General features: G+C 37.7%; 20 protein-coding genes. 16 read left to right on the top strand and 4 right to left on the bottom strand.

Annotated elements, in window-relative coordinates; translation table 11 throughout:
* Positions 1-109: 109 nt before the first annotated feature.
* Positions 110-376, top strand: a complete 267-nt coding sequence (locus tag AB3M96_RS01065) for a phosphocarrier protein HPr (RefSeq protein ID WP_412965700.1) — start codon at positions 110-112, stop codon at positions 374-376.
* Positions 376-2,094: a phosphoenolpyruvate--protein phosphotransferase gene (gene ptsP, locus AB3M96_RS01070; protein ID WP_412965701.1), complete on the top strand. Its 1,719-nt coding sequence runs from the start codon at positions 376-378 to the stop codon at positions 2,092-2,094. The genes AB3M96_RS01065 and ptsP overlap by 1 nt, the downstream gene beginning before the upstream one ends.
* 41 nt (positions 2,095-2,135) lie before the next feature.
* Here the strand turns inward: ptsP and AB3M96_RS01075 are convergent, their stop codons facing one another.
* Positions 2,136-2,804, bottom strand: coding sequence for a GNAT family N-acetyltransferase (locus tag AB3M96_RS01075; RefSeq protein WP_412965702.1), 669 nt, complete (start codon positions 2,802-2,804; stop codon positions 2,136-2,138).
* Positions 2,805-2,909: 105 nt separating this feature from the next.
* Positions 2,910-3,098, bottom strand: coding sequence for a DUF5370 family protein (locus AB3M96_RS01080; protein ID WP_412965703.1), 189 nt, complete (start codon positions 3,096-3,098; stop codon positions 2,910-2,912).
* A 126-nt stretch (positions 3,099-3,224) separates the two neighbouring features.
* Here AB3M96_RS01080 and AB3M96_RS01085 point away from each other — a divergent pair, with 126 nt between their 5' ends.
* On the top strand, positions 3,225-3,455 hold the full coding sequence (locus AB3M96_RS01085) for a hypothetical protein (RefSeq protein WP_412965704.1): 231 nt from the start codon (positions 3,225-3,227) through the stop codon (positions 3,453-3,455).
* Between the two features lie 139 nt (positions 3,456-3,594).
* Here the strand turns inward: AB3M96_RS01085 and AB3M96_RS01090 are convergent, their stop codons facing one another.
* A complete protein-coding gene (locus AB3M96_RS01090; RefSeq protein ID WP_412965705.1) occupies positions 3,595-3,726 on the bottom strand; it encodes a YjcZ family sporulation protein in 132 nt (43 codons plus the stop codon).
* Positions 3,727-3,777: 51 nt separating this feature from the next.
* Positions 3,778-3,876, bottom strand: a complete 99-nt coding sequence (locus AB3M96_RS01095; RefSeq protein WP_412965706.1) for a YjcZ family sporulation protein — start codon at positions 3,874-3,876, stop codon at positions 3,778-3,780.
* A gap of 245 nt (positions 3,877-4,121) precedes the next feature.
* Here AB3M96_RS01095 and AB3M96_RS01100 point away from each other — a divergent pair, with 245 nt between their 5' ends.
* The 13 genes from AB3M96_RS01100 to AB3M96_RS01160 all read left to right on the top strand — a co-directional run bounded on the left by AB3M96_RS01100 (position 4,122) and on the right by AB3M96_RS01160 (position 19,045).
* The gene (locus AB3M96_RS01100) at positions 4,122-5,777 is read left to right on the top strand and encodes an FAD-binding dehydrogenase (protein ID WP_412965707.1); all 1,656 of its coding nucleotides are present in this window, start codon (positions 4,122-4,124) and stop codon (positions 5,775-5,777) included.
* Between the two features lie 139 nt (positions 5,778-5,916).
* Positions 5,917-6,807: an NAD(P)-dependent oxidoreductase gene (locus AB3M96_RS01105; protein WP_412965708.1), complete on the top strand. Its 891-nt coding sequence runs from the start codon at positions 5,917-5,919 to the stop codon at positions 6,805-6,807.
* A gap of 139 nt (positions 6,808-6,946) precedes the next feature.
* The gene (locus AB3M96_RS01110; RefSeq protein WP_412965709.1) at positions 6,947-7,129 is read left to right on the top strand and encodes a hypothetical protein; all 183 of its coding nucleotides are present in this window, start codon (positions 6,947-6,949) and stop codon (positions 7,127-7,129) included.
* 252 nt (positions 7,130-7,381) lie between these two features.
* Positions 7,382-8,590 (top strand): acyl-CoA dehydrogenase, encoded by a 1,209-nt coding sequence (locus AB3M96_RS01115; protein WP_412965710.1) that lies wholly within the window; start codon positions 7,382-7,384, stop codon positions 8,588-8,590.
* A gap of 38 nt (positions 8,591-8,628) precedes the next feature.
* The gene (locus AB3M96_RS01120) at positions 8,629-9,402 is read left to right on the top strand and encodes an SDR family oxidoreductase (RefSeq protein ID WP_412965711.1); all 774 of its coding nucleotides are present in this window, start codon (positions 8,629-8,631) and stop codon (positions 9,400-9,402) included.
* A gap of 117 nt (positions 9,403-9,519) precedes the next feature.
* Positions 9,520-11,133, top strand: coding sequence for a long-chain-fatty-acid--CoA ligase (locus tag AB3M96_RS01125; RefSeq protein ID WP_412965712.1), 1,614 nt, complete (start codon positions 9,520-9,522; stop codon positions 11,131-11,133).
* A gap of 80 nt (positions 11,134-11,213) precedes the next feature.
* Positions 11,214-11,789 (top strand): TetR/AcrR family transcriptional regulator, encoded by a 576-nt coding sequence (locus AB3M96_RS01130; protein WP_412965713.1) that lies wholly within the window; start codon positions 11,214-11,216, stop codon positions 11,787-11,789.
* 98 nt (positions 11,790-11,887) lie between these two features.
* Entirely contained in the window at positions 11,888-12,283 is a 396-nt protein-coding gene (locus AB3M96_RS01135; RefSeq protein WP_412965714.1) for an acyl-CoA thioesterase, read from the top strand.
* Between the two features lie 24 nt (positions 12,284-12,307).
* Positions 12,308-13,366 carry a phosphotransferase family protein gene (locus AB3M96_RS01140; protein WP_412965715.1) on the top strand — a complete coding sequence of 353 codons (1,059 nt, stop codon included), beginning with the start codon at positions 12,308-12,310 and terminating at the stop codon, positions 13,364-13,366.
* Positions 13,367-13,390: 24 nt separating this feature from the next.
* The gene (locus AB3M96_RS01145; RefSeq protein WP_412965716.1) at positions 13,391-14,146 is read left to right on the top strand and encodes a 2-phosphosulfolactate phosphatase; all 756 of its coding nucleotides are present in this window, start codon (positions 13,391-13,393) and stop codon (positions 14,144-14,146) included.
* Positions 14,127-15,902 (top strand): acyl-CoA dehydrogenase FadE, encoded by a 1,776-nt coding sequence (locus tag AB3M96_RS01150; protein WP_412965717.1) that lies wholly within the window; start codon positions 14,127-14,129, stop codon positions 15,900-15,902. Before AB3M96_RS01145 ends, AB3M96_RS01150 begins: the two co-directional genes overlap by 20 nt.
* A gap of 27 nt (positions 15,903-15,929) precedes the next feature.
* Positions 15,930-16,904 (top strand): quinone oxidoreductase family protein, encoded by a 975-nt coding sequence (locus AB3M96_RS01155; RefSeq protein WP_412965718.1) that lies wholly within the window; start codon positions 15,930-15,932, stop codon positions 16,902-16,904.
* A gap of 290 nt (positions 16,905-17,194) precedes the next feature.
* Positions 17,195-19,045, top strand: coding sequence for a PAS domain S-box protein (locus AB3M96_RS01160; RefSeq protein ID WP_412965719.1), 1,851 nt, complete (start codon positions 17,195-17,197; stop codon positions 19,043-19,045).
* Positions 19,046-19,354: the final 309 nt, after the last annotated feature.

A 19,354-nucleotide genomic window follows, 5' to 3' on the forward strand; every position in this document is an offset into this window, starting at 1 on the left:
TGTAGTCTTTTCGAATTGAAAAGATCCTACATATTGGTGTTGTCTAACATCATCTCGTACTAGTTAGTAAATCTTTTTCATAAAATCTTATTAAAAAGGGGAAATTCAAATGGCTGAAAAAACATTTAAAATTACAAGTGAATCTGGAATTCATGCACGTCCAGCTACCGTATTAGTACAAGCAGCTGGAAAATTCAACTCTGACGTTCAATTACAATATAATGGTAAATCAGTAAACCTTAAATCAATTATGGGCGTAATGTCTTTAGGTATTGGACAAGGCGCTGAAGTTAAAATTGTTGCAGAAGGCTCTGATGCTGATGAAGCTATTTCTGTATTATCTGATACGATTGTAAAAGAAGGACTTGGTGAATAATGTCTACTGTTATTAAAGGTATAGCAGCATCAGCTGGGATTGCGATTGCAAAAAGCTTCCGTTTAGAGCACCCAGATCTTACAGTTGAGAAAAGAATAATTTCGGATAAAGAGGCTGAAACTCAACGTTTTGATGCAGCTGTAGAACAATCAAAAAAAGAATTAGAAGTTATTAAAAATCGTGCAAATGAAGAGCTTGGAGAAGACAAAGCAGCTATTTTTGCAGCGCATCTTCTTGTGTTAAGTGACCCTGAACTGTTAGGCCCGATTAAGGAAAAAATAAATAACGACCAGGTTAATGCCGAGTTTGCATTACAAGAAGTTGCAACAATGTTTATTGGCATGTTTGAGGCAATGGATAACGAATACATGAAGGAAAGAGCTGCTGATATTCGAGATGTAACAAAGCGTGTATTGTCTCATTTGTTAGGCGTTACTATTTCTAATCCAAGTATGATTTCTGAAGAGGTTATTATAATTGCAGAAGATTTAACTCCTTCTGATACTGCTCAACTAAACCGTAATTATGTAAAAGGGTTTACTACAGATATTGGTGGTCGTACTTCACACTCTGCTATCATGGCAAGGTCAATGGAGATTCCTGCTGTTGTGGGAACAAAGAATGTTACTTCTGAGATTGAAAATGGAGTAATGGTGATTGTAGACGGTCTTGATGGCGATGTAATTGTTAACCCAACTGAAGAGGTTTTAGCTCAATATAGAGAAAAGAAAGAAAAATATGAAGCTCAAAAAACTGAATGGGCTAAGCTGAAAAATGAAAAAACAGTTACTAGTGACAATCAACATGTCGAGCTTGCTGCAAATATTGGAACGCCTGAAGATGTGAAAGGTGTTCTTGCTAATGGTGGAGAGGGAGTAGGGTTATATCGTACTGAGTTTTTATACATGGGACGTGACCAACTGCCAACTGAGGAAGAGCAATTTGAAGCATACAAGACAGTACTTGAGAGTATGGAAGGTAAGCCGGTTGTCGTTCGTACCCTTGACATCGGTGGCGATAAAGAACTTCCTTATTTAAATCTTCCAAAAGAAATGAATCCTTTCTTAGGCTTTAGAGCAATTCGTTTATGTTTAGAGGAACAAGATATTTTCCGTACTCAACTGCGAGCATTATTACGTGCAAGCTCTTACGGAAACTTAAAAATTATGTTCCCAATGATCGCTACACTGGATGAGTTCAGAGAAGCAAAGGCAATTCTATTAGAGGAAAAAGAAAAGCTTGTTGCAAGTGGAACTGAAGTTTCAGATTCGATTGAACTTGGTATCATGGTTGAAATTCCTTCAACTGCTGTGTTAGCTGACTTATTTGCAAAAGAAGTCGACTTCTTTAGTATTGGAACAAATGATTTAATTCAATATACAATGGCAGCTGACCGAATGAACGAAAGAGTATCATATCTGTATCAACCATATTCTCCTTCCATTTTACGTTTAGTTTCAATGGTTATTGAAGCAGCTCATAAAGAAGGAAAGTGGGCAGGAATGTGTGGAGAAATGGCTGGAGATTCGATTGCGATTCCAATTCTGCTAGGGCTCGGACTTGATGAATTTAGTATGAGTGCTACTTCTATTTTGCCGGCTCGTTCACAGATTAAAAAGCTTTCAAAAGCTGAAATCGCTGGATTTAAGGAAAAAATTCTTTCAATGAGTACAACGGAAGAAGTTGTGCAGTTTGTAAAAGCTAATTTTATGGTATAAATAAAAAAGTGAGTCAACCACATAGTGGTTTGACTCATTTTTTAAATACGTTGAAATGGGTTTTTCCATTCCATTAATAAACCGTAATTACATGATTCTTCATCTTCAAGGTAGTTTTCAATTAGTTGAACTGGGGTTCTACCACAACGTAACAAGAACGTGATTACTGGATCTTTTAGTTCACCATCAATTACTTTTTTGATATACTCCTCAGCTTGTAGTTCTGATGAATGCTTTGAGTAACCTGATAATCTGCCGCCACCAAGTAGTCTTTCTAATTGTAAATGCACAACAACTTCGTACATTGACTGCATTAACCATTTACCCAGTCCATATTTTCTATAAGCTGGGCTCACACAAATATCCACAATATAAAGAGTATTTCCATCCTTAGTATGATTGCATATGTAACCATTATCTGTAATCTCTTCCCAAGTATGAGTTGGGTGATCTGGATCGAAGTCTACAATTAAAGCCGTCATAGAGCCGCAAATTTTTCCGTCTATTTCAACACAAAGAGCACCTTCAGGAAACAAACTTACATGATTATGTAATTGATCCTTGTTCCACCATAGTTCAGATGGAAAGGGAGGAGGGAAGCTTTCCTGCTGCACTCGAATTAACTCATCAAAGTCATTGGTTGTATAGTTTCTAATAATTGCTTTTGTTGGTACATGCCTATTAAATACGTAAAGTTCTTTTCTAAACATCTACTATCACCCCACTATTGACAGTTTACGTTACTTTTTGTGGGTTGAAAAGGGAAAAAATCTATTGATTTATCGTAAACTTACAATCCTGTCGAGATTATGTTTTTATTCCTTCAGTTCAAAATAGGAATTAACAACTTCCTCAATTAAAGCGGGTTCTGGCTGTTCTCCTTTAAAAGTGAATGGTAATTCTTTTACAAATTCACCTTCGCGATAAACATGGATTGCACCTTTTTGATTAATTACACTATATTCTGTTTCAAAACGATATCCATCTCGATCTATTGCACCCATTAAAAATACCTCCTTACATATGCTTTATAAATAGTGTTCCAAATAAGCTAATTGATTACTCTATGGTTACGGAAGTAAACCAAATACATAAATTCATAAAAAGGCGAGAAATTTAAGAACAGGAGGATGATTATAATGCTAGAAAATGAAAATGAAACTCAAGAACGAGACCCGCATTTTGATGGACGATTTGAAAGTATAATTAGTGATACTACTTCTATGCAAGGGGAACAGATGGGGATTAGAGCTGACGTCAATCCGGAAAATATGGTTCAGCCTAAAAATCCATTTCATATTAAGCCTAAGGTTGATAAGAAGATGAAGAAATTCCAAGATATATTTAAAGGCGATAATTAGAAAACTCGGGGATTGCCGAGCCTTTAGGCGACAGCAGGGCCGTAGTTGCCCTTATGCAGATAGGAAAGTATTTATACTGTCCTATTTGCCAAGTAAAAAAGCCAGCAACATTGATTGCTGGCTTTCTACCTTTTTTATTTTAGAACCAAGCAGCGCCAACGATGATTAATAGGATAAATAATACAACGATTAGCGCAAAGCCTCCGCGACCGTAACCGTATCCATAACCTCCGAAACCACCGTATCCGTATCCACCGTATCCACAATACATAATAACCTCTCCTTTTTTATAATTAATTATTGATTATTAAACTTTACTGGATTAATATCCTACATAAGCAGCTCCAACAATGATCAATAGAATGAACAGCACGACAATCAAAGCAAAACCTGCTCCATATCCGCCTTTTACTCCACTCATCTAGAACACCTCCATATCTGTTTGTTACTATCCTATGGAATATGTACCGGTTTCGTAAGGTACAAATCCCCAATTTTTAGGTATTTTCTAAAGAAAAATGAAAACTTAGGCTATTATCACGAAGTTATTTACAGAATTATTAGTCATTATATTGACGCAAAATTTTCCTCTATATATACTTTAAAGGAAATAAAAAGGTGAATATTGAAAAAATAAATAAGGTTGCTTAAAGGGGGTAGGGCTCTATGGCTTTCGATGTGATAGTTGTTGGTGCAGGTCTTGCTGGGCTCGTAGCGGTAGCAGAAATAGCAGATAAAGGTAAAAAAGTACTTTTACTAGACCAAGAGCCAGAAGCATCTCTTGGAGGACAGGCTTGGTGGTCATTTGGTGGTTTATTTCTAGTTGATTCTCCTGAACAACGACGCCTAGGTATTAAGGACTCAAAAGAGTTGGCCTGGCAGGATTGGCTAGGTACAGCTGGATTTGACCGTCTTGAAGATGAAGATTATTGGGGGCGTAAATGGGCAGAAAGCTATGTTGATTTTGCTTCAGGGGAAAAGCGTGCATGGTTACATAGTATGGGTGTTAAATTTTTTCCTATTGTTGGTTGGGCAGAACGAGGGGGATACCTTGCCGAAGGACATGGAAATTCGGTACCTAGATTTCACATTGTTTGGGGAACGGGTCCTGGTATCGTAGAACCGTTTGAACGACGTGTTCGAGCACATATTAAAAGTGGTATGGTCACCTATAAGCCACGCCATCGTGTGGACCAGTTATTAACGGCTAATGGAAAAGTAGTTGGTGCTTACGGTTCTGTACTCGTACCAAGTTCTGCAAAACGCGGAGAAGCAAGCTCAAGAGAAGTGATTGGCAACTTTGAATATCACTCACAAGCTGTAGTTGTGACTAGTGGTGGTATTGGTGGTAACCATGATCTTATCCGACAAAATTGGCCGAGTAGACTCGGTGAGCCGCCAGCACAGATGCTCTCGGGTGTCCCGGAACATGTTGATGGTAGAATGCTTGGTATAACAGAAGAAGCAGGAGGCAGAATCGTTAATCGTGATCGAATGTGGCATTATACAGAAGGTATTAAAAACTGGAATCCAGTCTGGGCTAAGCATGGAATTCGAATCTTACCTGGTCCATCTTCGGTATGGCTGGATGCCAAAGGAAAGCGTTTTGAAGCCCCGAATTTTCCTGGCTTTGATACGTTGGGAACATTAGAGGCGATAAAAAAGACTGGTTATGATTATTCATGGTTCATTTTAACACAGAAAATAATAGAACGAGAATTTGCCTTATCAGGTTCTGAACAAAATCCGGATTTGACCGGTAAAAGTATTAAAAAGGTATTATCGAGAGTTCTACCAGGAGCACCTGGACCTGTTAAAGCTTTTATGGAAAAAGGAGAAGACTTTGTAGTTGCCACTCATTTAAATGAGTTAGTAGAAGGAATGAATAAATTAACTGAGGAAAAGCTCTTAAAATATGATGAGATTGAGCGGCAAATAAAGGCGCGTGACCGTGAAATAGACAATACATTTACAAAGGATTTACAAATAACAGCAATCCATGGAGCGCGAAATTATCTAGGTGACAAACTGATACGTGCTGCAAAACCACATAAAATTCTTGATCCTAAGAATGGACCGCTAATTGCTGTACGTTTGAATATCGTTAGTCGGAAGACACTTGGCGGATTACAAACAGATTTATCTGGAAGAGTGCTGAATGAAGATGGTTTGGCTATCCCTGGACTATTTGCAGCTGGAGAGGTTAGTGGGTTTGGTGGTGGAGGAGTACATGGTTATCGTGCATTAGAAGGTACTTTCCTTGGAGGCTGCCTATTTTCTGGACGTGTTGCCGGCCGTGCGGTGGCAGATGAAATAAAATGATATTAATAAAGCTAACCTTAACTTTAGAATAATGTTAGGGTTGGCTTTTAATTTATATACTGCTATTACTGTAAATTAAACCAATAATTTAATTTTTTTGTATGATATGATGTAGATAAAAAATAAGGAGAATGAATTAATGGATCATACTAACAGTCTGACAAGTGAAAACACAGTAGTAGGGTTTATTGGAACAGGTGTTATGGGAAAAAGCATGGCAGGTCACTTTTTAGCAAAGGGATATAAGGTACTTGTATATACTCGTACAAAAGAAAAGGCCACAGAACTTATTGAAAGTGGTGCGGTTTGGAAAGAGTCAGTTGCTGAACTGGCAAAAGAATCAAATGTAATAATTACGATGGTAGGTTATCCATACGACGTAGAAGAAGTGTATCTTGGTGAAAATGCACTTCTTAAAAATGCGAGAAAAGGTACATATTTTATTGATATGACAACCTCAACACCTTCACTTGCGTCTAAGATTTATGAAATCGCAAAGGAAAAAGAAATGTTCTCTTTAGACGCACCCGTATCAGGTGGAGATGTAGGTGCGAGGGAAGCTAGACTTGCAATTATGGTTGGTGGCGATGAGGAAGTATTTGCCGCATGTAAACCATTACTGGAAATCATGGGGCAAAATATTGTATATCAAGGTCCGGCTGGTTCTGGGCAACATACAAAAATGTGTAATCAGATAGCCATCGCATCAAATATGATTGGAGTTAGTGAGGCAATCGCATATGCCAGAAAATCAGGGCTGAATCCGGAAAAGGTTTTACAAAGCATTTCTAGTGGTGCTGCAGGTAGCTGGTCATTATCTAATCTAGCTCCAAGAATGATCGCTGGTGATTTTGAACCTGGTTTCTTTATCAAGCATTTTATTAAGGATATGGGGATCGCTCTTGAGGAAGCTAAGGCAATGAAAATGGATACTCCAGGACTTGAATTAGCTAAGAAACTATATGATGAACTAGCTGAAAACGGAGAAGAAAATAGCGGAACACAAGCTTTATATAAGCTCTGGAACTAGTGAGTAGGGGACACGTCGTAATTTTCGGCGTGTTTTTTTGTTTTTTTATAATGTATCTTTGAAGTGTAAAAGTGTAAAGTATAGAAAATCTCCGTAGGTAGACAATAACTATGATTATTTCGCAAGGGGGTGCTCTATAATGGCAAAGCGCAATAAGAAAAATGACCCACAACAAAAGAATAAACAAGGTTTTGATTCGGCAGTAATTGATTCTGAATTTAGTCATGAACTTGGTAGTCATGACGCGAATCAAAAACACAAGAAAAAAGCAAAAAAAGAAAAAGCGCCTAAGAACGATGGAAAGTACGAAGGCGGACTCTAAAAATATCAAGCTGTAAATGCCACAGCTATAGAGCCGTGGCATTTTTTTTGTATTGTGAAAGGTGGACAACTGTATTTCTGTGGTGCCTGACACCACAGAAATACAAATGTCCTCCCTAGAAAGACACTTGTGAGTTACTGGGCAACTGTTTGGAATTTTTTGAAAAGTTCTTGAATAAGTTGTGGGGGTAGTAGTAATATATAAGTATGGTTACATACCAACCGGTTAGTAAGTTTGATGGGAGTTGTGGCAATGAATTTTTCTTATTCGGAAAAGGTAATTGAACTACAAAGAAAAGTAAACGCTTTCATGGATGAATTTGTTTACCCAAATGAAAAGCTGTACGAGGAACAATTAAATGCACAGGAAAATCGCTGGACTAATGTACCGCCAATAATAGAAGAGTTAAAGGAAAAAGCAAAAGCTCAAGGTTTGTGGAACTTATTTTTACCTGAAAGTAAACATGGTGCTGGCCTAACAAATGTGGAGTACGCTCCACTTTGTGAGATTATGGGAAGGTCATTAATTGCCCCTGAGGTGTTTAATTGCAATGCGCCTGATACTGGGAATATGGAAGTTCTTGTTCGCTATGGGACTGATGAACAGAAGGAAAAATGGTTAAAACCATTGTTACAAGGTGAAATTCGTTCCTGCTTCTCAATGACTGAGCCTGATGTTGCTTCATCAGATGCTACGAATATACAAGCAAGCATTACTCGTGATGGTGATGAGTATATTATTAATGGGCGTAAATGGTGGTCTTCCGGTGCTGGAGACCCGCGTTGCCAAATTGCTATTGTAATGGGAAAGAATGATCCAACAGCTCCGAGGCATGAACAACAATCAATGATCCTAGTGCCATTAGATACCCCGGGCGTTAAGATCGAAAGAATGTTACACGTATTTGGATATGACCATGCGCCACATGGGCACGCAGAAATTACATATAACAATGTTCGAGTACCTGCTTCTAATATGATTTGGGGTGAAGGGAAAGGCTTTGCAATAGCGCAGGGGAGATTGGGTCCAGGCAGGATTCATCATTGTATGAGACTTATTGGTGCAGCAGAGCGGGCATTGGAAGAATTGTGTAAACGAGTTCAAAAGAGGGTTGCATTTGGCAGACCTCTTGCTACACAAGGAGTCATCCAAGATTGGATTGCGACTTCCCGTATCGAAATTGAACAAGCACGTCTTCTGACATTGAAGGCAGCATATATGATGGACACCGTTGGAAATAAAGAAGCTAAAGCGGAAATTGCTATGATAAAAGTTATTGCGCCAAAAATGGCACTGAATGTAATTGATCGTGCAATTCAAGCTTTCGGTGCAGCAGGGGTAAGTGATGATTTTCCACTTGCGGCTCAATGGGCAAATGCACGTACATTACGTCTTGCAGATGGTCCAGATGAAGTTCATAAGACTCAGGTTGCAAAACTAGAGTTGAAAAAATATATGTAAAAATGAGAATCAAAGTTTACTAGATAAGGAGTGTTTTCATGCAAGTATTAGATATGTTCAGTTTAAAAGGAAAAACAGCAATCGTTACAGGTGGTGGCAGAGGTTTAGGGGAGCAAATAGCTTTGGGTTTTGCAGAAGCAGGAGCAAATGTTGTTGTATGCTCACGTAAGCTTGAAGCTTGCCAAGAGGTTAGTATTCGTATACAAGAGAAGGGTGTAAAATCACTAGCTTTACAATGTGATGTGACAAAACCTGAAGATGTACAACGAGTTGTTGAAGAAACTGTAAAAGAGTTCGGAACAATCGATATCTTAGTAAACAATAGTGGTGCAACTTGGGGAGCACCAGTTGTAGATATGCCATTTGACGCTTGGCAAAAGGTTATGTCCGTCAATGTAAATGGTACATTTTTAATGAGTCAAGCTGCAGGGAAGGTAATGATTGAACAAAAAAGCGGAAAAATCATTAATATTTCTTCTGTAGCTGGACTTGGTGGGATTGATCCGCGATTTATGGACACGATTGGTTACAACACAAGTAAGGGAGCTATTATTACATTTACGAAAGATCTAGCTGCAAAATGGGGACCACATAATATTAATGTAAATGCAATTGCACCAGGTTTCTTCCCAACTAAAATGTCGAAGGTTACCATTGAACAAGGTGGAGATTTCCTTAAAGAGATGACACCACTTCGTCGTCTTGGTACAAATCAAGATTTAAAAGGTGTAGCTGTATTTTTAGCATCCAATGCTTCAAATTTTATTACGGGAGATACAATCATTGTAGATGGTGGTATGCACGCATCTTAAAAGCGGCTGTAACTTATGCTAAAAATGGTCATTGTTTTTGGGCACCTCAGAGAAAAACAGATTAATAGGGAGTAAAGATACACCAATATATTAATCTAAAAAAATGGAGGCGTTTTCATGAGTGAAAAAGTATGGTTAAAGAATTATCCATCAACGACTGCAACTGAGGTAGAAATACCTAATATTCCGTTAGGGCAAATTCTCCAAGACACTACAGCCAAAATACCACAAAATGAAGCAATTATTTTTTACCATAAACGAATGACATATCAAGAGCTTTCTGGTTTAGCACATGTGTTTACATCCGCTTTACAAGCAGCTGGGGTACAAAAGGGAGACCGTGTAGCAATTATGTTGCCAAACTGCCCACAGTACGTGATCTCTTATTTTGGAGCCTTGAATACAGGCGCAATCATTACTCAGATAAATCCATTATTAGTTGAAAGGGAGCTTCAGTACATATTAAGCGATTCTGGAGCAGAAACGATTATAGCATTAGATGCTCTTTATCCAAGAATTAAAGCAATCCAGCCAAACACGAACGTAAAAAATATTATCATGGTTAGTATTCAGCCGACGGATGCTGACTTTGCACCTGATAAAACCTTTGAACAATTCATGCAAACAGCTACAGGAACTGTTTCACCTGTACAAATTGATCCTGAAAATGATATCGCCGTATTACAATATACAGGTGGTACAACAGGACGCTCAAAGGGAGCTATGCTTACACATCGTAACCTTGTTGCAAATATCATTCAGAGCTACGAATTCTTTAAAAGTGACATTACATTCGGAAAAGAGCGTTCTTTAACAGTAATTCCGCTATTCCATGTGTTTGGAATGACTTCAGGAATGAATCTATCAATCTACTGTGGATCAGCAAATACATTGCTGCCGAGATTTGATGTTGAAGAGCTTCTCCAAACAATAAGTCGTGAACAAACAACGATGTTCCCGGGAGTTCCAACAATGTATGTCGCACTCACAAATCATCCAAAAGCAGAAGAATATAGTTTAAGCAGCATCCGCGTATGTAACAGCGGAAGCGCCCCAATGCCAGTTGAACTAATGAAAGAGTTTGAGAGAAAAACAGGTGCTATGGTACTTGAAGGTTTTGGATTATCTGAAGCTTCACCGGTTACACATTGTAATCCTATTTTTGCAGAAAGAAAACCTGGAAGTATTGGCATTGGTATTCCAGGAACAGAATACAAAGTTGTGGATCTGGCAACGGGCACAGATGAAGTTCCTTATGGTGAATTAGGTGAACTAATTGTTAAGGGCCCACAGGTAATGAAGGGTTACTGGAATATGCCAGAGGAAACAGCGATTACATTGCGTGATGGTTGGTTGTTCACAGGTGATATCGCAAAAATGGATGAAGACGGTTATGTGTATATTGTCGACCGTAAAAAGGACTTAATAATTGCAAGTGGTTATAATATTTATCCGAGAGATATTGAGGAAGTATTGTACGAGCATCCTGCCGTTCAAGAAGCGGTGGTGGTAGGGGTTCCTGACCAATATCGTGGTGAAACCGTTAAAGCCTTTATTGTATTAAAACAAGGGAAAGTAGCAACAGAAGAAGAGATTATTTCCTACTGTAAGGAGCATTTATCAGCCTATAAGGTTCCTAAGCTTTTAGAATTTAGAGAAGAGCTTCCGAAAACGAACGTAGGGAAGATTTTAAGACGAGTTCTTAGAGAAGAAGTCACAAAAGTACAATAATCTGAAATATTTCTTTATGATATAATCAGTGGTAACTTACGCATTTGCGTATTGATTCAAAACTGAGAGAGGAAAACTTCATGAAGAACAAAATTACAGAACAAAGTGTCGTATTATTTCAAAAAAAGGGATTTTCTGAAACCTCTATCCAGGATATAGTTGACTCTCTGGGAGTAACCAAAGGTACATTTTATTATTATTTCTCTAGTAAAGAAGAGTTATTAATGGATATTCATCATGGTTATATAGAGGAATTACTATATGAACAGGAATCAATTTTAAGTAGTAGTTATAAAGACTGTAAAACAAAACTCTATGAAATAGTCTACTTGCTGCTTCATAGGATTGAAACAAAAGGTGCAAATGCTAAGGTGTTTTTTAGGGAGATGATTAACCTTAGTGAAGAGCACTTGGCACAAATCATACCAAAGCGCGATCAATTTCGCTTTAATATTCAAACATTGCTTGAAGAAGGAGTTGCTAAGGGAGAATTTCGTCAGGATCTTTCTGTTGAAATTGCAACCTTCGGAATACTCGGGATGACAAATTGGAGCTATGAGTGGTTTAAACCAACTGGTAAGTTATCCGATAAAGAGGTTGCGAAAATCTTTGTCGACATGATATTAAGTGGAATTGAAATGAAAAATATACAATAAAATGTGGAGAACCCTCCCTGGGGGTTCTCCTACCAAATTTTTTTCGCCTTTACATACCAACCGGTCAGTACAATGATTGCTTAGGAGGGATGCGTGAAATGGCACATGAATTACTTGTTAATGTCAGGTTTAGTGAAACTGATGCCCTAGGACATATCAACAATACCAGCTACTTCATTTATCTCGAGGACGCACGTATAAAGTTTTTTGAGACAATTGGTTTTGAGATGGATGCAAAAGAATGGCGTTACATATTAGCGTCAACTAAATGTGATTTCATTGACCAAGGGTATTTTAATCAACTATTAAGAGTAACTACAAAAGTTAGTAACATTGGAAATAAAAGCTTCCAGCTTGAACATGAAATAATAGATTCAAAGAATAATCATTTAATAGCTAGGGGAACCGCAGTCATCGTTTACTTTGATTTTGAAAAACAAAAAAGTGAACCAATTCCAGAACTCTTACGAGTAGAACTAGAACGATATATGTAGTTTAGGATGGGAGGTAATAATTATATGAGTTATTCAGATACAGTTCCTGTTCGAAAAGGGGAGGAACTCGATATACCAACTCTGGAGAATTACTTACGGGCAAATATTGAGGATATCCCAGCAGGACAATTGGAAATAAAGCAATTTGGAGCGGGACATTCTAATTTAACCTATCAACTAACAATTAATGAATGGCAAGCTGTTTTGAGAAGGCCGCCACATGGTCCAGTTGCACCAAAAGCCCATGATATGAACAGAGAATTTATCATCTTAAATGAATTGAATCAAGTATTTCCGTTGGCTCCGAGGCCATTCTTATATTCTGATGATGTTTCGATAGTAGGTAGTTCATTTTTTGTTATGGAGAGAAAGCATGGCATAGTCCTTGATACGTCTTTCCCGAAGGAATTTAAGCCAACACCAGAATTAGGCAGAAAAATCTCAGAGGAAATGGTTGATAATCTAGTCAGGCTCCACGATATAGATTACACACAAACAACTTTTACAAATATGACTCTACCGCAGGGGTTTATGGAACGCCAAGTGAATGGATGGATTACACGTTACGAGCGAGCTAAAACAGATGAAATAAAAGGTGTCGAGGAGTTGAAAAATTGGTTAGTGAAAACCATTCCAAATTCCTCAACACCAACAATCATTCATTATGATTACAAGCTAAACAATGCAATGTTTTCAAACGATCTTACTGAGATGGTTGGATTATTTGATTGGGAAATGACAACTGTAGGAGATCCTCTAGCAGATGTTGGAGCTGCCATGAGCTACTGGATTCAGGCTGATGATCCAGATTTGTTAAAACAAGGTCTAGGAAAACCACCAGTTACAGTAATGGATGGTTTTTACACTCGTGAAGAATTTATTGAACGATATGCAATGAAAAGTGGCAGAGATCTTTCTTCTATCCATTTTTATTTGACTTTTGCTTATTTCAAACTGGCAGTTATATGTCAGCAAATCTACTATCGTTATAAAAAAGGGCAAACGAATGATCCACGCTTTGCTCATTTTAACTATTTTGTGAAAAGTTTAGTTCAATATGCAGTAGAAACCTCTAAAACATAATTCCTTTATAGAAAGGGTGCATCTATGGCAAAGCTTCATCTCCTACTAAAAAAAGAAGAGATAAATCAAGATAAAATGAGCGGCAATAAAATAGCAGTTGTATTTGACGTACTCCTGGCGACTTCGACAATTACAGCTGGTCTTTATTATGGTGCGAAAGAAGTCATACCAGTTCTAAATGGGGAAGAAGCAAGGAAGGAATCGTTTGGTAGAGATTCTTCTAATATTCTACTTGTTGGTGAATATGAAGGGAAGACAATCGAAGGCTTTCTTGATCCAAATCCCATACAGTTGAAAGAGAAGGTGCAAGGCAAAACAGTGATACTCTCTACTACAAACGGTACTGTAGCTATAAAAAATTCAGCAAATGCTGAAGCAGTATATATTTGTTCACTGTTAAATGCGAATGCAGTTGCTGAACATATTAACAAGCTGCACTCTAATAAAACTGTAGTTGTGGTTTGTTCTGGTTCATCGGACAAATTTTGTCTCGAGGATTTTTTAGGAGCCGGCTATTTTCTAGATTGTTTGCTAGCTAAAGAAAATGTCAGCTATGATCTAACTGATTCTGCACTTGCAGCCCTAACTTTTTACAGAAGCTTTAGAGGCAAAGAAGTTGAGCTTTTAGGGGCTTCGAGAGTTGGCAGATTGATATCGGAACTTGGGTTCCAAAAAGAATTACAATTCGTTGCAGATAAAGATAGTTTGCCCATTGTACCAGTTCTAAAGAATAGGAAATCAATTGTTAAGGGGGACGATTATGGATTCAGTTCGCATTAAATATAAAGGAGCTAGTTTTTTATATTCACAGATTGAAGCAGAAGATATGTTTACCCCAGAGGATTTTACAGATGAACATAAAATGATTAGTAAAATGGCAAAACAGTTTGTTGAGAACGAAGTTGAACCGCTTCAAGAAGAAATTGATAAGCAAAATTTTGATGTTGTTGTATCACTTATGGAACATGCTGGCCAACTAGGATTATTAGCTCATAGTATCCCTGAAACGTATGGTGGTCTTGGATTAGATAAAGTTAGTAAGGGAATTGTGGGTGAGATGGTTGGTCGAACAGGTGCATATGGAGTTGCACACTCCAACCATACTTGTATTGCTACATTACCAATCACTTATTTTGGTACCAAAGCTCAAAAGGAAAAATACTTACCGAAATTAGCTACAGGAGAATATATTGGAGCTTATTGTTTAACAGAACCTGGTGCTGGGTCTGATGCGTTAGCTTCCAAAACAACAGCGGTTCTGAATGAGACGGGCAGCCACTACTTACTAAATGGTACAAAAATATTCATCACCAATGCGCAGTTCTCAGATACATTTATTGTCTACGCAAAAATTGATGGAGAGAAATTTACTGCGTTTATCGTAGAAAAAGATTTCCCGGGGCTTTCACTAGGACCTGAAGAAAACAAGATGGGTATAAAAGGATCTTCAACTAGAGCAGTATTCTTTGAAGATTGTAAGGTGCCTATTGAAAATGTGTTAGGGGAAATTGGTAAGGGACATGTAATTGCTCTAAACGTGTTGAATTTAGGTCGTTTTAACCTGGGTTCAGCATGTATGGGCGGTGCAAAGCGCGGCTTAGAGCTTGCTTTAGAATATACCAATGAACGGCAGCAATTTGGAAAGACACTTGCAAGCTTTGGTGCTACACAAGAGAAAGTAGCGAAGATGGCTACGAGGATATATGCGGCAGAATCTGTGCAGTATCGCACGGCACAACTACTAGAGGATGCTCTTGGAGATTTATATAGTAATAGTGACCTGGAACTGGTTAGAAAAAGAATGATGGAGTACGCAACTGAATGTGCAATTTGTAAAGTGTATGGTTCAGAAACACTTGACCAAATTGCAGATGAGGCGCTGCAACTTCATGGCGGAGCAGGGTATATAAAAGAATATAAAATTGAACAAATGTATAGAGATTCACGAATTAATCGCATATTTGAAGGAACAAATGAAATTAACAGGCTATTAATCCCGACCCAGTTATTTAGAAAAGCGCTAAAAGGTGAATTACAAATAGAAGAGATGATTCAACAGGCAATTCTTGAACTTCAATCGCCTAATATTGAAATTGATGGAATACTTGCTAGAGAAAACCAAGCTGTTGCTATGTTTCGAAATATCGTTCTTTTTTCAATTGGTGTTTTATTTGAAACATACGGTCCAAGCTTGCAGGATGAACAAGAAGCGTTAATGAAGCTTTCAGACTTAGCGATTCAACTATATGCAGTAGAATCCGTTGTACTGCGTGCGTCCAAAGCGGTTAATCGAAATGGGCAAGAGAAGGAACAATTAAAGATTACATTAGCAGAAGCATTTGTTGACGATGTATTAGTCGATTTTGAAGCTACATCGAAAAAATTACTTACTGGAGCAATTGATGGGGAAAAACTTCTCCAGTATACAAAGTTGATTTCAAGAAATTTAGTTGCATTAACAAAGCCGGGTTCGACTAAGCGAAAGCGTGAAATCTCAAACACCTTAAATCGATCAAAAAGCTATACAGTTAAATAGAGAACTATAAAAATAGGAGGTATTACTATGAAAGCAATACAATTCACTGAATTTGGCGGACCAGAAGTATTAAAATTAGTTGAGATCGAAAAACCAAAGCCAAAACCAAATCAAGTATTAATTGAAATAAAAGCAATAGGCGTAAACTATGCTGATACAGCACGTCGGGAAGGGCAATATGTTGTAAAAACGGGGCTTCCCTTTATTCCGGGGGCAGAGATAGCGGGTATTGTCGTTGAAGTGGGAGAAGATGTACGTTCCGTATCGGTGGGTATGAGGGTTGTAACATTAATCGAATCAAAAGGCTATGCAGAGTATGCTGTCGCTTATGAACAATCTTTAATACCGATTCCAGACGAGGTCGATTTTAATACAGCAGTAGCATTACCCCTACAAGGCCTAAGTGCGTATCACATTATTAAAACAATGGGTCGCATGGAACGAGGAGAGACCATCCTGGTTCATGCTGCGGCTGGAGGAGTAGGTACAATTGCAGTTCAATTAGCAAAATTATTCGGTGCAGGTAAGGTAATCGCAACAGCTAGTACAGATGAAAAACTAACACTTGCTAAAGAAATGGGTGCTGACGAGGTAATAAACTATACTTTACCAGATTGGGAGAAACAGGTACTTGAGCTTACAAATGGTAAGGGTGTTGATGTTGCCCTTGAAATGGTTGGGGGAGAAGTATTTAAGAAAACGTTAGGGTGTCTAGCCACTTTTGGTCGTCTTGTCATTTATGGTGTGGCAAGTGGAGAACAAAGTATAATGTACCCTTCAAGTTTAATGGCAAAAAATCAATCTGTCATCGGCTTCTTTTTACCACAAATTATGAGGAAACCGGATCTTCTTCAAACTAGTCTAGTAGAATTACTTCAATATGTAGGAAGTGGTAAATTAACACTAACAATTGGTGGAGAATATCGTCTCGATCAAGCCGCACTGGTTCACACACTTCTTCAAGGAAGAAAAACGGTAGGTAAACTAATCCTTGTTCCGTAATAATTATCTAAAAAGGTAAGACCAGGGGGTATCTTCTGGTCGTTTTTTTAGTGAAATGCTAATTTGAAATGAATAATACGAAAAAGTTAAAAAATAACAAAAATTACCTAGATAATATTTTCAAAACAGGTCTTTCTGCCTATGGATAAGGAGGAACGCCTAAATTAAGGTAGAGATATGGTAAAAATTTGGCTGTTTTATGTCAAAAAATGTTGATGAATCTTCTTGTAAGATTACATAAAATTAATTTATGACATTCACCCACTGATGATGGGAGGTTCAATAATAGTATGCAAAACCAATATAAGGTCTCAAAGGAATTGACTAAGCAGCAACATACATTGCCTATCAATCTGGTTATGTCAGTTACAGTTAACGGGAAAATACTATATGTATCGAAAAACTGTGAGGAGTTACTAGGCTATAACGTTGATTCATTGCTTGGTACATCAATTAAAAATATTATCCATACTGATGATCGTTTTATGATTGAAAGTTATTTCTTTAATATACATAATAATTTGCCATGTACAGTCAGGTTATTAAAAACTGATAATGACTTTATTTGGTTTGAGACACACATAGAACCGATATATAACTCCACTTCAAGTGATTATGATGAGGTTCTATTAAAGATGAAAGTTTTAATTGAACCTTCTACTCAACTAATACCAGTGGTTGCAGATACTACTATAAATGTTGATTCTACAATATCAAAATTGAACCTTAATGGGGTTCGTGAGAATGGTGCTTTAATAGATGACGCTCCACTTCCAATTATCATTGCCAAGCTTGGCAGAATTGTATATTTAAACAATGCAGCAGCATCTCTATTAGAAATTCCTAGTATAGGTGAAGGAATTGGGTATTCTGTTTATCAATTTATAGATGAAGAATATCACGATGTTGTTTCGAAAAGGATTCAACAATTACAAAATGGATATAGTGTTGGAAATATAGAACAAAAGTGGAAGAAACGTAATAATGAGGAAATCTTTGTAGAGGTGAAAGAGGTACCCCTTTACTTAAATAATGATACATATGAATATATTGTGTTACATGATATTTCTTCTAGGAAGGCATTTCACGATATCATTCATCGAAGTCGTGAAAGATATCAACGTATCGTTCAAAACTCAATTGATACAATAGCAGTTATATATAACCACAATTGGGTGTTTATTAATGACTCCGGTGTTCAAATGTTTGGAGCGAGTAGCTATACTGAAATGCTCGGGAAAAATATTTATTCATTTCTTCACCCTGAAAACCATGATCAGGTAAGAGAGTTTATAGATATTGTTAATTCAGAAAAAAGAGAAGTGAATTTTAGCAAACAATCATGGTATACCTTAAACGGCAGCCAGATTTATACAGAGTTAATTGGAATACCAACAACCTACTTTGGTGAGGATGCTGTGCAAGTAATTATCCGAGATATTTCTGACCGTATTAAAGCAGAAAGGCTCATGATTAAGTCGGAAAAGCTGTCAATTGCTGGACAATTAGCAGCTGGAATTGCACATGAAATTAGAAACCCATTAACAGCCATTAAAGGCTTTTTACAGCTTTTTCATAATGATTTTGAAGGAAAGCAAAACTACTTCGATATTATTTTTTCAGAATTAAACCGAATTGAATTAATACTAAGCGAGTTACTATTACTAGCCAAGCCATCTGAAGTCAAGTACAAAGAAATGGATGTACGGACGATCCTTCGAGATGTTGTTACATTATTAGATACACAAGCAATTTTGCAAAACATCCAAATTAATCTAGAACTTGCGAATGTGCCATGTACGATTCGTTGTGATGAAAATCAAATAAAACAGGTCTTTATAAATTTAATAAAAAATTCTATAGATGCCATGGCTGATGGCGGAAATATCTATATTCAAACAAAAGTTATTGATGATTTAATACATGTTTCATTTGCTGATGAAGGATGTGGAATCCCAGCTTCAATCTTAAATCGAATAGGCGAACCTTTTTATACTACAAAAGAAAAGGGTACTGGCTTAGGTTTGATGGTTAGCTACAATATTATCGATAACCATGATGGTAAAATAACAGTACATAGCAAGGAAAATGAGGGGACAACCTTTAATATTATCTTGCCTGTAATTACTAAAACGGTGTAGTCTGCGAGACTACACCGTTTTTTCATATAAGATAAGAAAGTATAAATGTTTCTACCTAGTTTTCTGTGTCTAGCTACACCGCCTAGCCCTCGAGGTCGCTTCACCCCTCCTGCGGCGGCAACACTAAGGAACGCTTCGTGAGGTTTATCCTCGCAGGAAAAAAGCTATGCTTTTTTTCGAGCCTCCTCGTCAGGGTTCCGACGCACAGGACGTGCTAGTGCCGGCGTTGCCACAGGACGTGGCGACTTTAGCCGGCCAGCGCTTGTCGGGGCTGGTCAAGGCGCTTGCGCATTTCTTATGTGTTTAAAA

This window comes from Ferdinandcohnia jepli (assembly GCF_047246645.1).
Taxonomy (GTDB): domain Bacteria; phylum Bacillota; class Bacilli; order Bacillales; family Bacillaceae_L; genus Ferdinandcohnia.

Bases quoted from the DNA above. Each gene is read 5' to 3' on its own strand.
- AB3M96_RS01090 (WP_412965705.1), bottom strand. From the start codon at position 3,726: ATGTATTGTGGATACGGTGGATACGGATACGGTGGTTTCGGAGGTTAT.
- AB3M96_RS01115 (WP_412965710.1), top strand. From the start codon at position 7,382: ATGAATTTTTCTTATTCGGAAAAGGTAATTGAACTACAAAGAAAAGTA.
- AB3M96_RS01120 (WP_412965711.1), top strand. From the start codon at position 8,629: ATGCAAGTATTAGATATGTTCAGTTTAAAAGGAAAAACAGCAATCGTT.
- AB3M96_RS01065 (WP_412965700.1), top strand. From the start codon at position 110: ATGGCTGAAAAAACATTTAAAATTACAAGTGAATCTGGAATTCATGCA.
- AB3M96_RS01095 (WP_412965706.1), bottom strand. From the start codon at position 3,876: ATGAGTGGAGTAAAAGGCGGATATGGAGCAGGTTTTGCTTTGATTGTC.
- AB3M96_RS01155 (WP_412965718.1), top strand. From the start codon at position 15,930: ATGAAAGCAATACAATTCACTGAATTTGGCGGACCAGAAGTATTAAAA.
- AB3M96_RS01080 (WP_412965703.1), bottom strand. From the start codon at position 3,098: ATGGGTGCAATAGATCGAGATGGATATCGTTTTGAAACAGAATATAGT.
- ptsP (WP_412965701.1), top strand. From the start codon at position 376: ATGTCTACTGTTATTAAAGGTATAGCAGCATCAGCTGGGATTGCGATT.
- AB3M96_RS01105 (WP_412965708.1), top strand. From the start codon at position 5,917: ATGGATCATACTAACAGTCTGACAAGTGAAAACACAGTAGTAGGGTTT.
- AB3M96_RS01145 (WP_412965716.1), top strand. From the start codon at position 13,391: ATGGCAAAGCTTCATCTCCTACTAAAAAAAGAAGAGATAAATCAAGAT.
- AB3M96_RS01125 (WP_412965712.1), top strand. From the start codon at position 9,520: ATGAGTGAAAAAGTATGGTTAAAGAATTATCCATCAACGACTGCAACT.
- AB3M96_RS01085 (WP_412965704.1), top strand. From the start codon at position 3,225: ATGATTATAATGCTAGAAAATGAAAATGAAACTCAAGAACGAGACCCG.
- AB3M96_RS01130 (WP_412965713.1), top strand. From the start codon at position 11,214: ATGAAGAACAAAATTACAGAACAAAGTGTCGTATTATTTCAAAAAAAG.
- AB3M96_RS01150 (WP_412965717.1), top strand. From the start codon at position 14,127: ATGGATTCAGTTCGCATTAAATATAAAGGAGCTAGTTTTTTATATTCA.
- AB3M96_RS01075 (WP_412965702.1), bottom strand. From the start codon at position 2,804: ATGTTTAGAAAAGAACTTTACGTATTTAATAGGCATGTACCAACAAAA.
- AB3M96_RS01160 (WP_412965719.1), top strand. From the start codon at position 17,195: ATGCAAAACCAATATAAGGTCTCAAAGGAATTGACTAAGCAGCAACAT.
- AB3M96_RS01140 (WP_412965715.1), top strand. From the start codon at position 12,308: ATGAGTTATTCAGATACAGTTCCTGTTCGAAAAGGGGAGGAACTCGAT.
- AB3M96_RS01110 (WP_412965709.1), top strand. From the start codon at position 6,947: ATGGCAAAGCGCAATAAGAAAAATGACCCACAACAAAAGAATAAACAA.
- AB3M96_RS01135 (WP_412965714.1), top strand. From the start codon at position 11,888: ATGGCACATGAATTACTTGTTAATGTCAGGTTTAGTGAAACTGATGCC.
- AB3M96_RS01100 (WP_412965707.1), top strand. From the start codon at position 4,122: ATGGCTTTCGATGTGATAGTTGTTGGTGCAGGTCTTGCTGGGCTCGTA.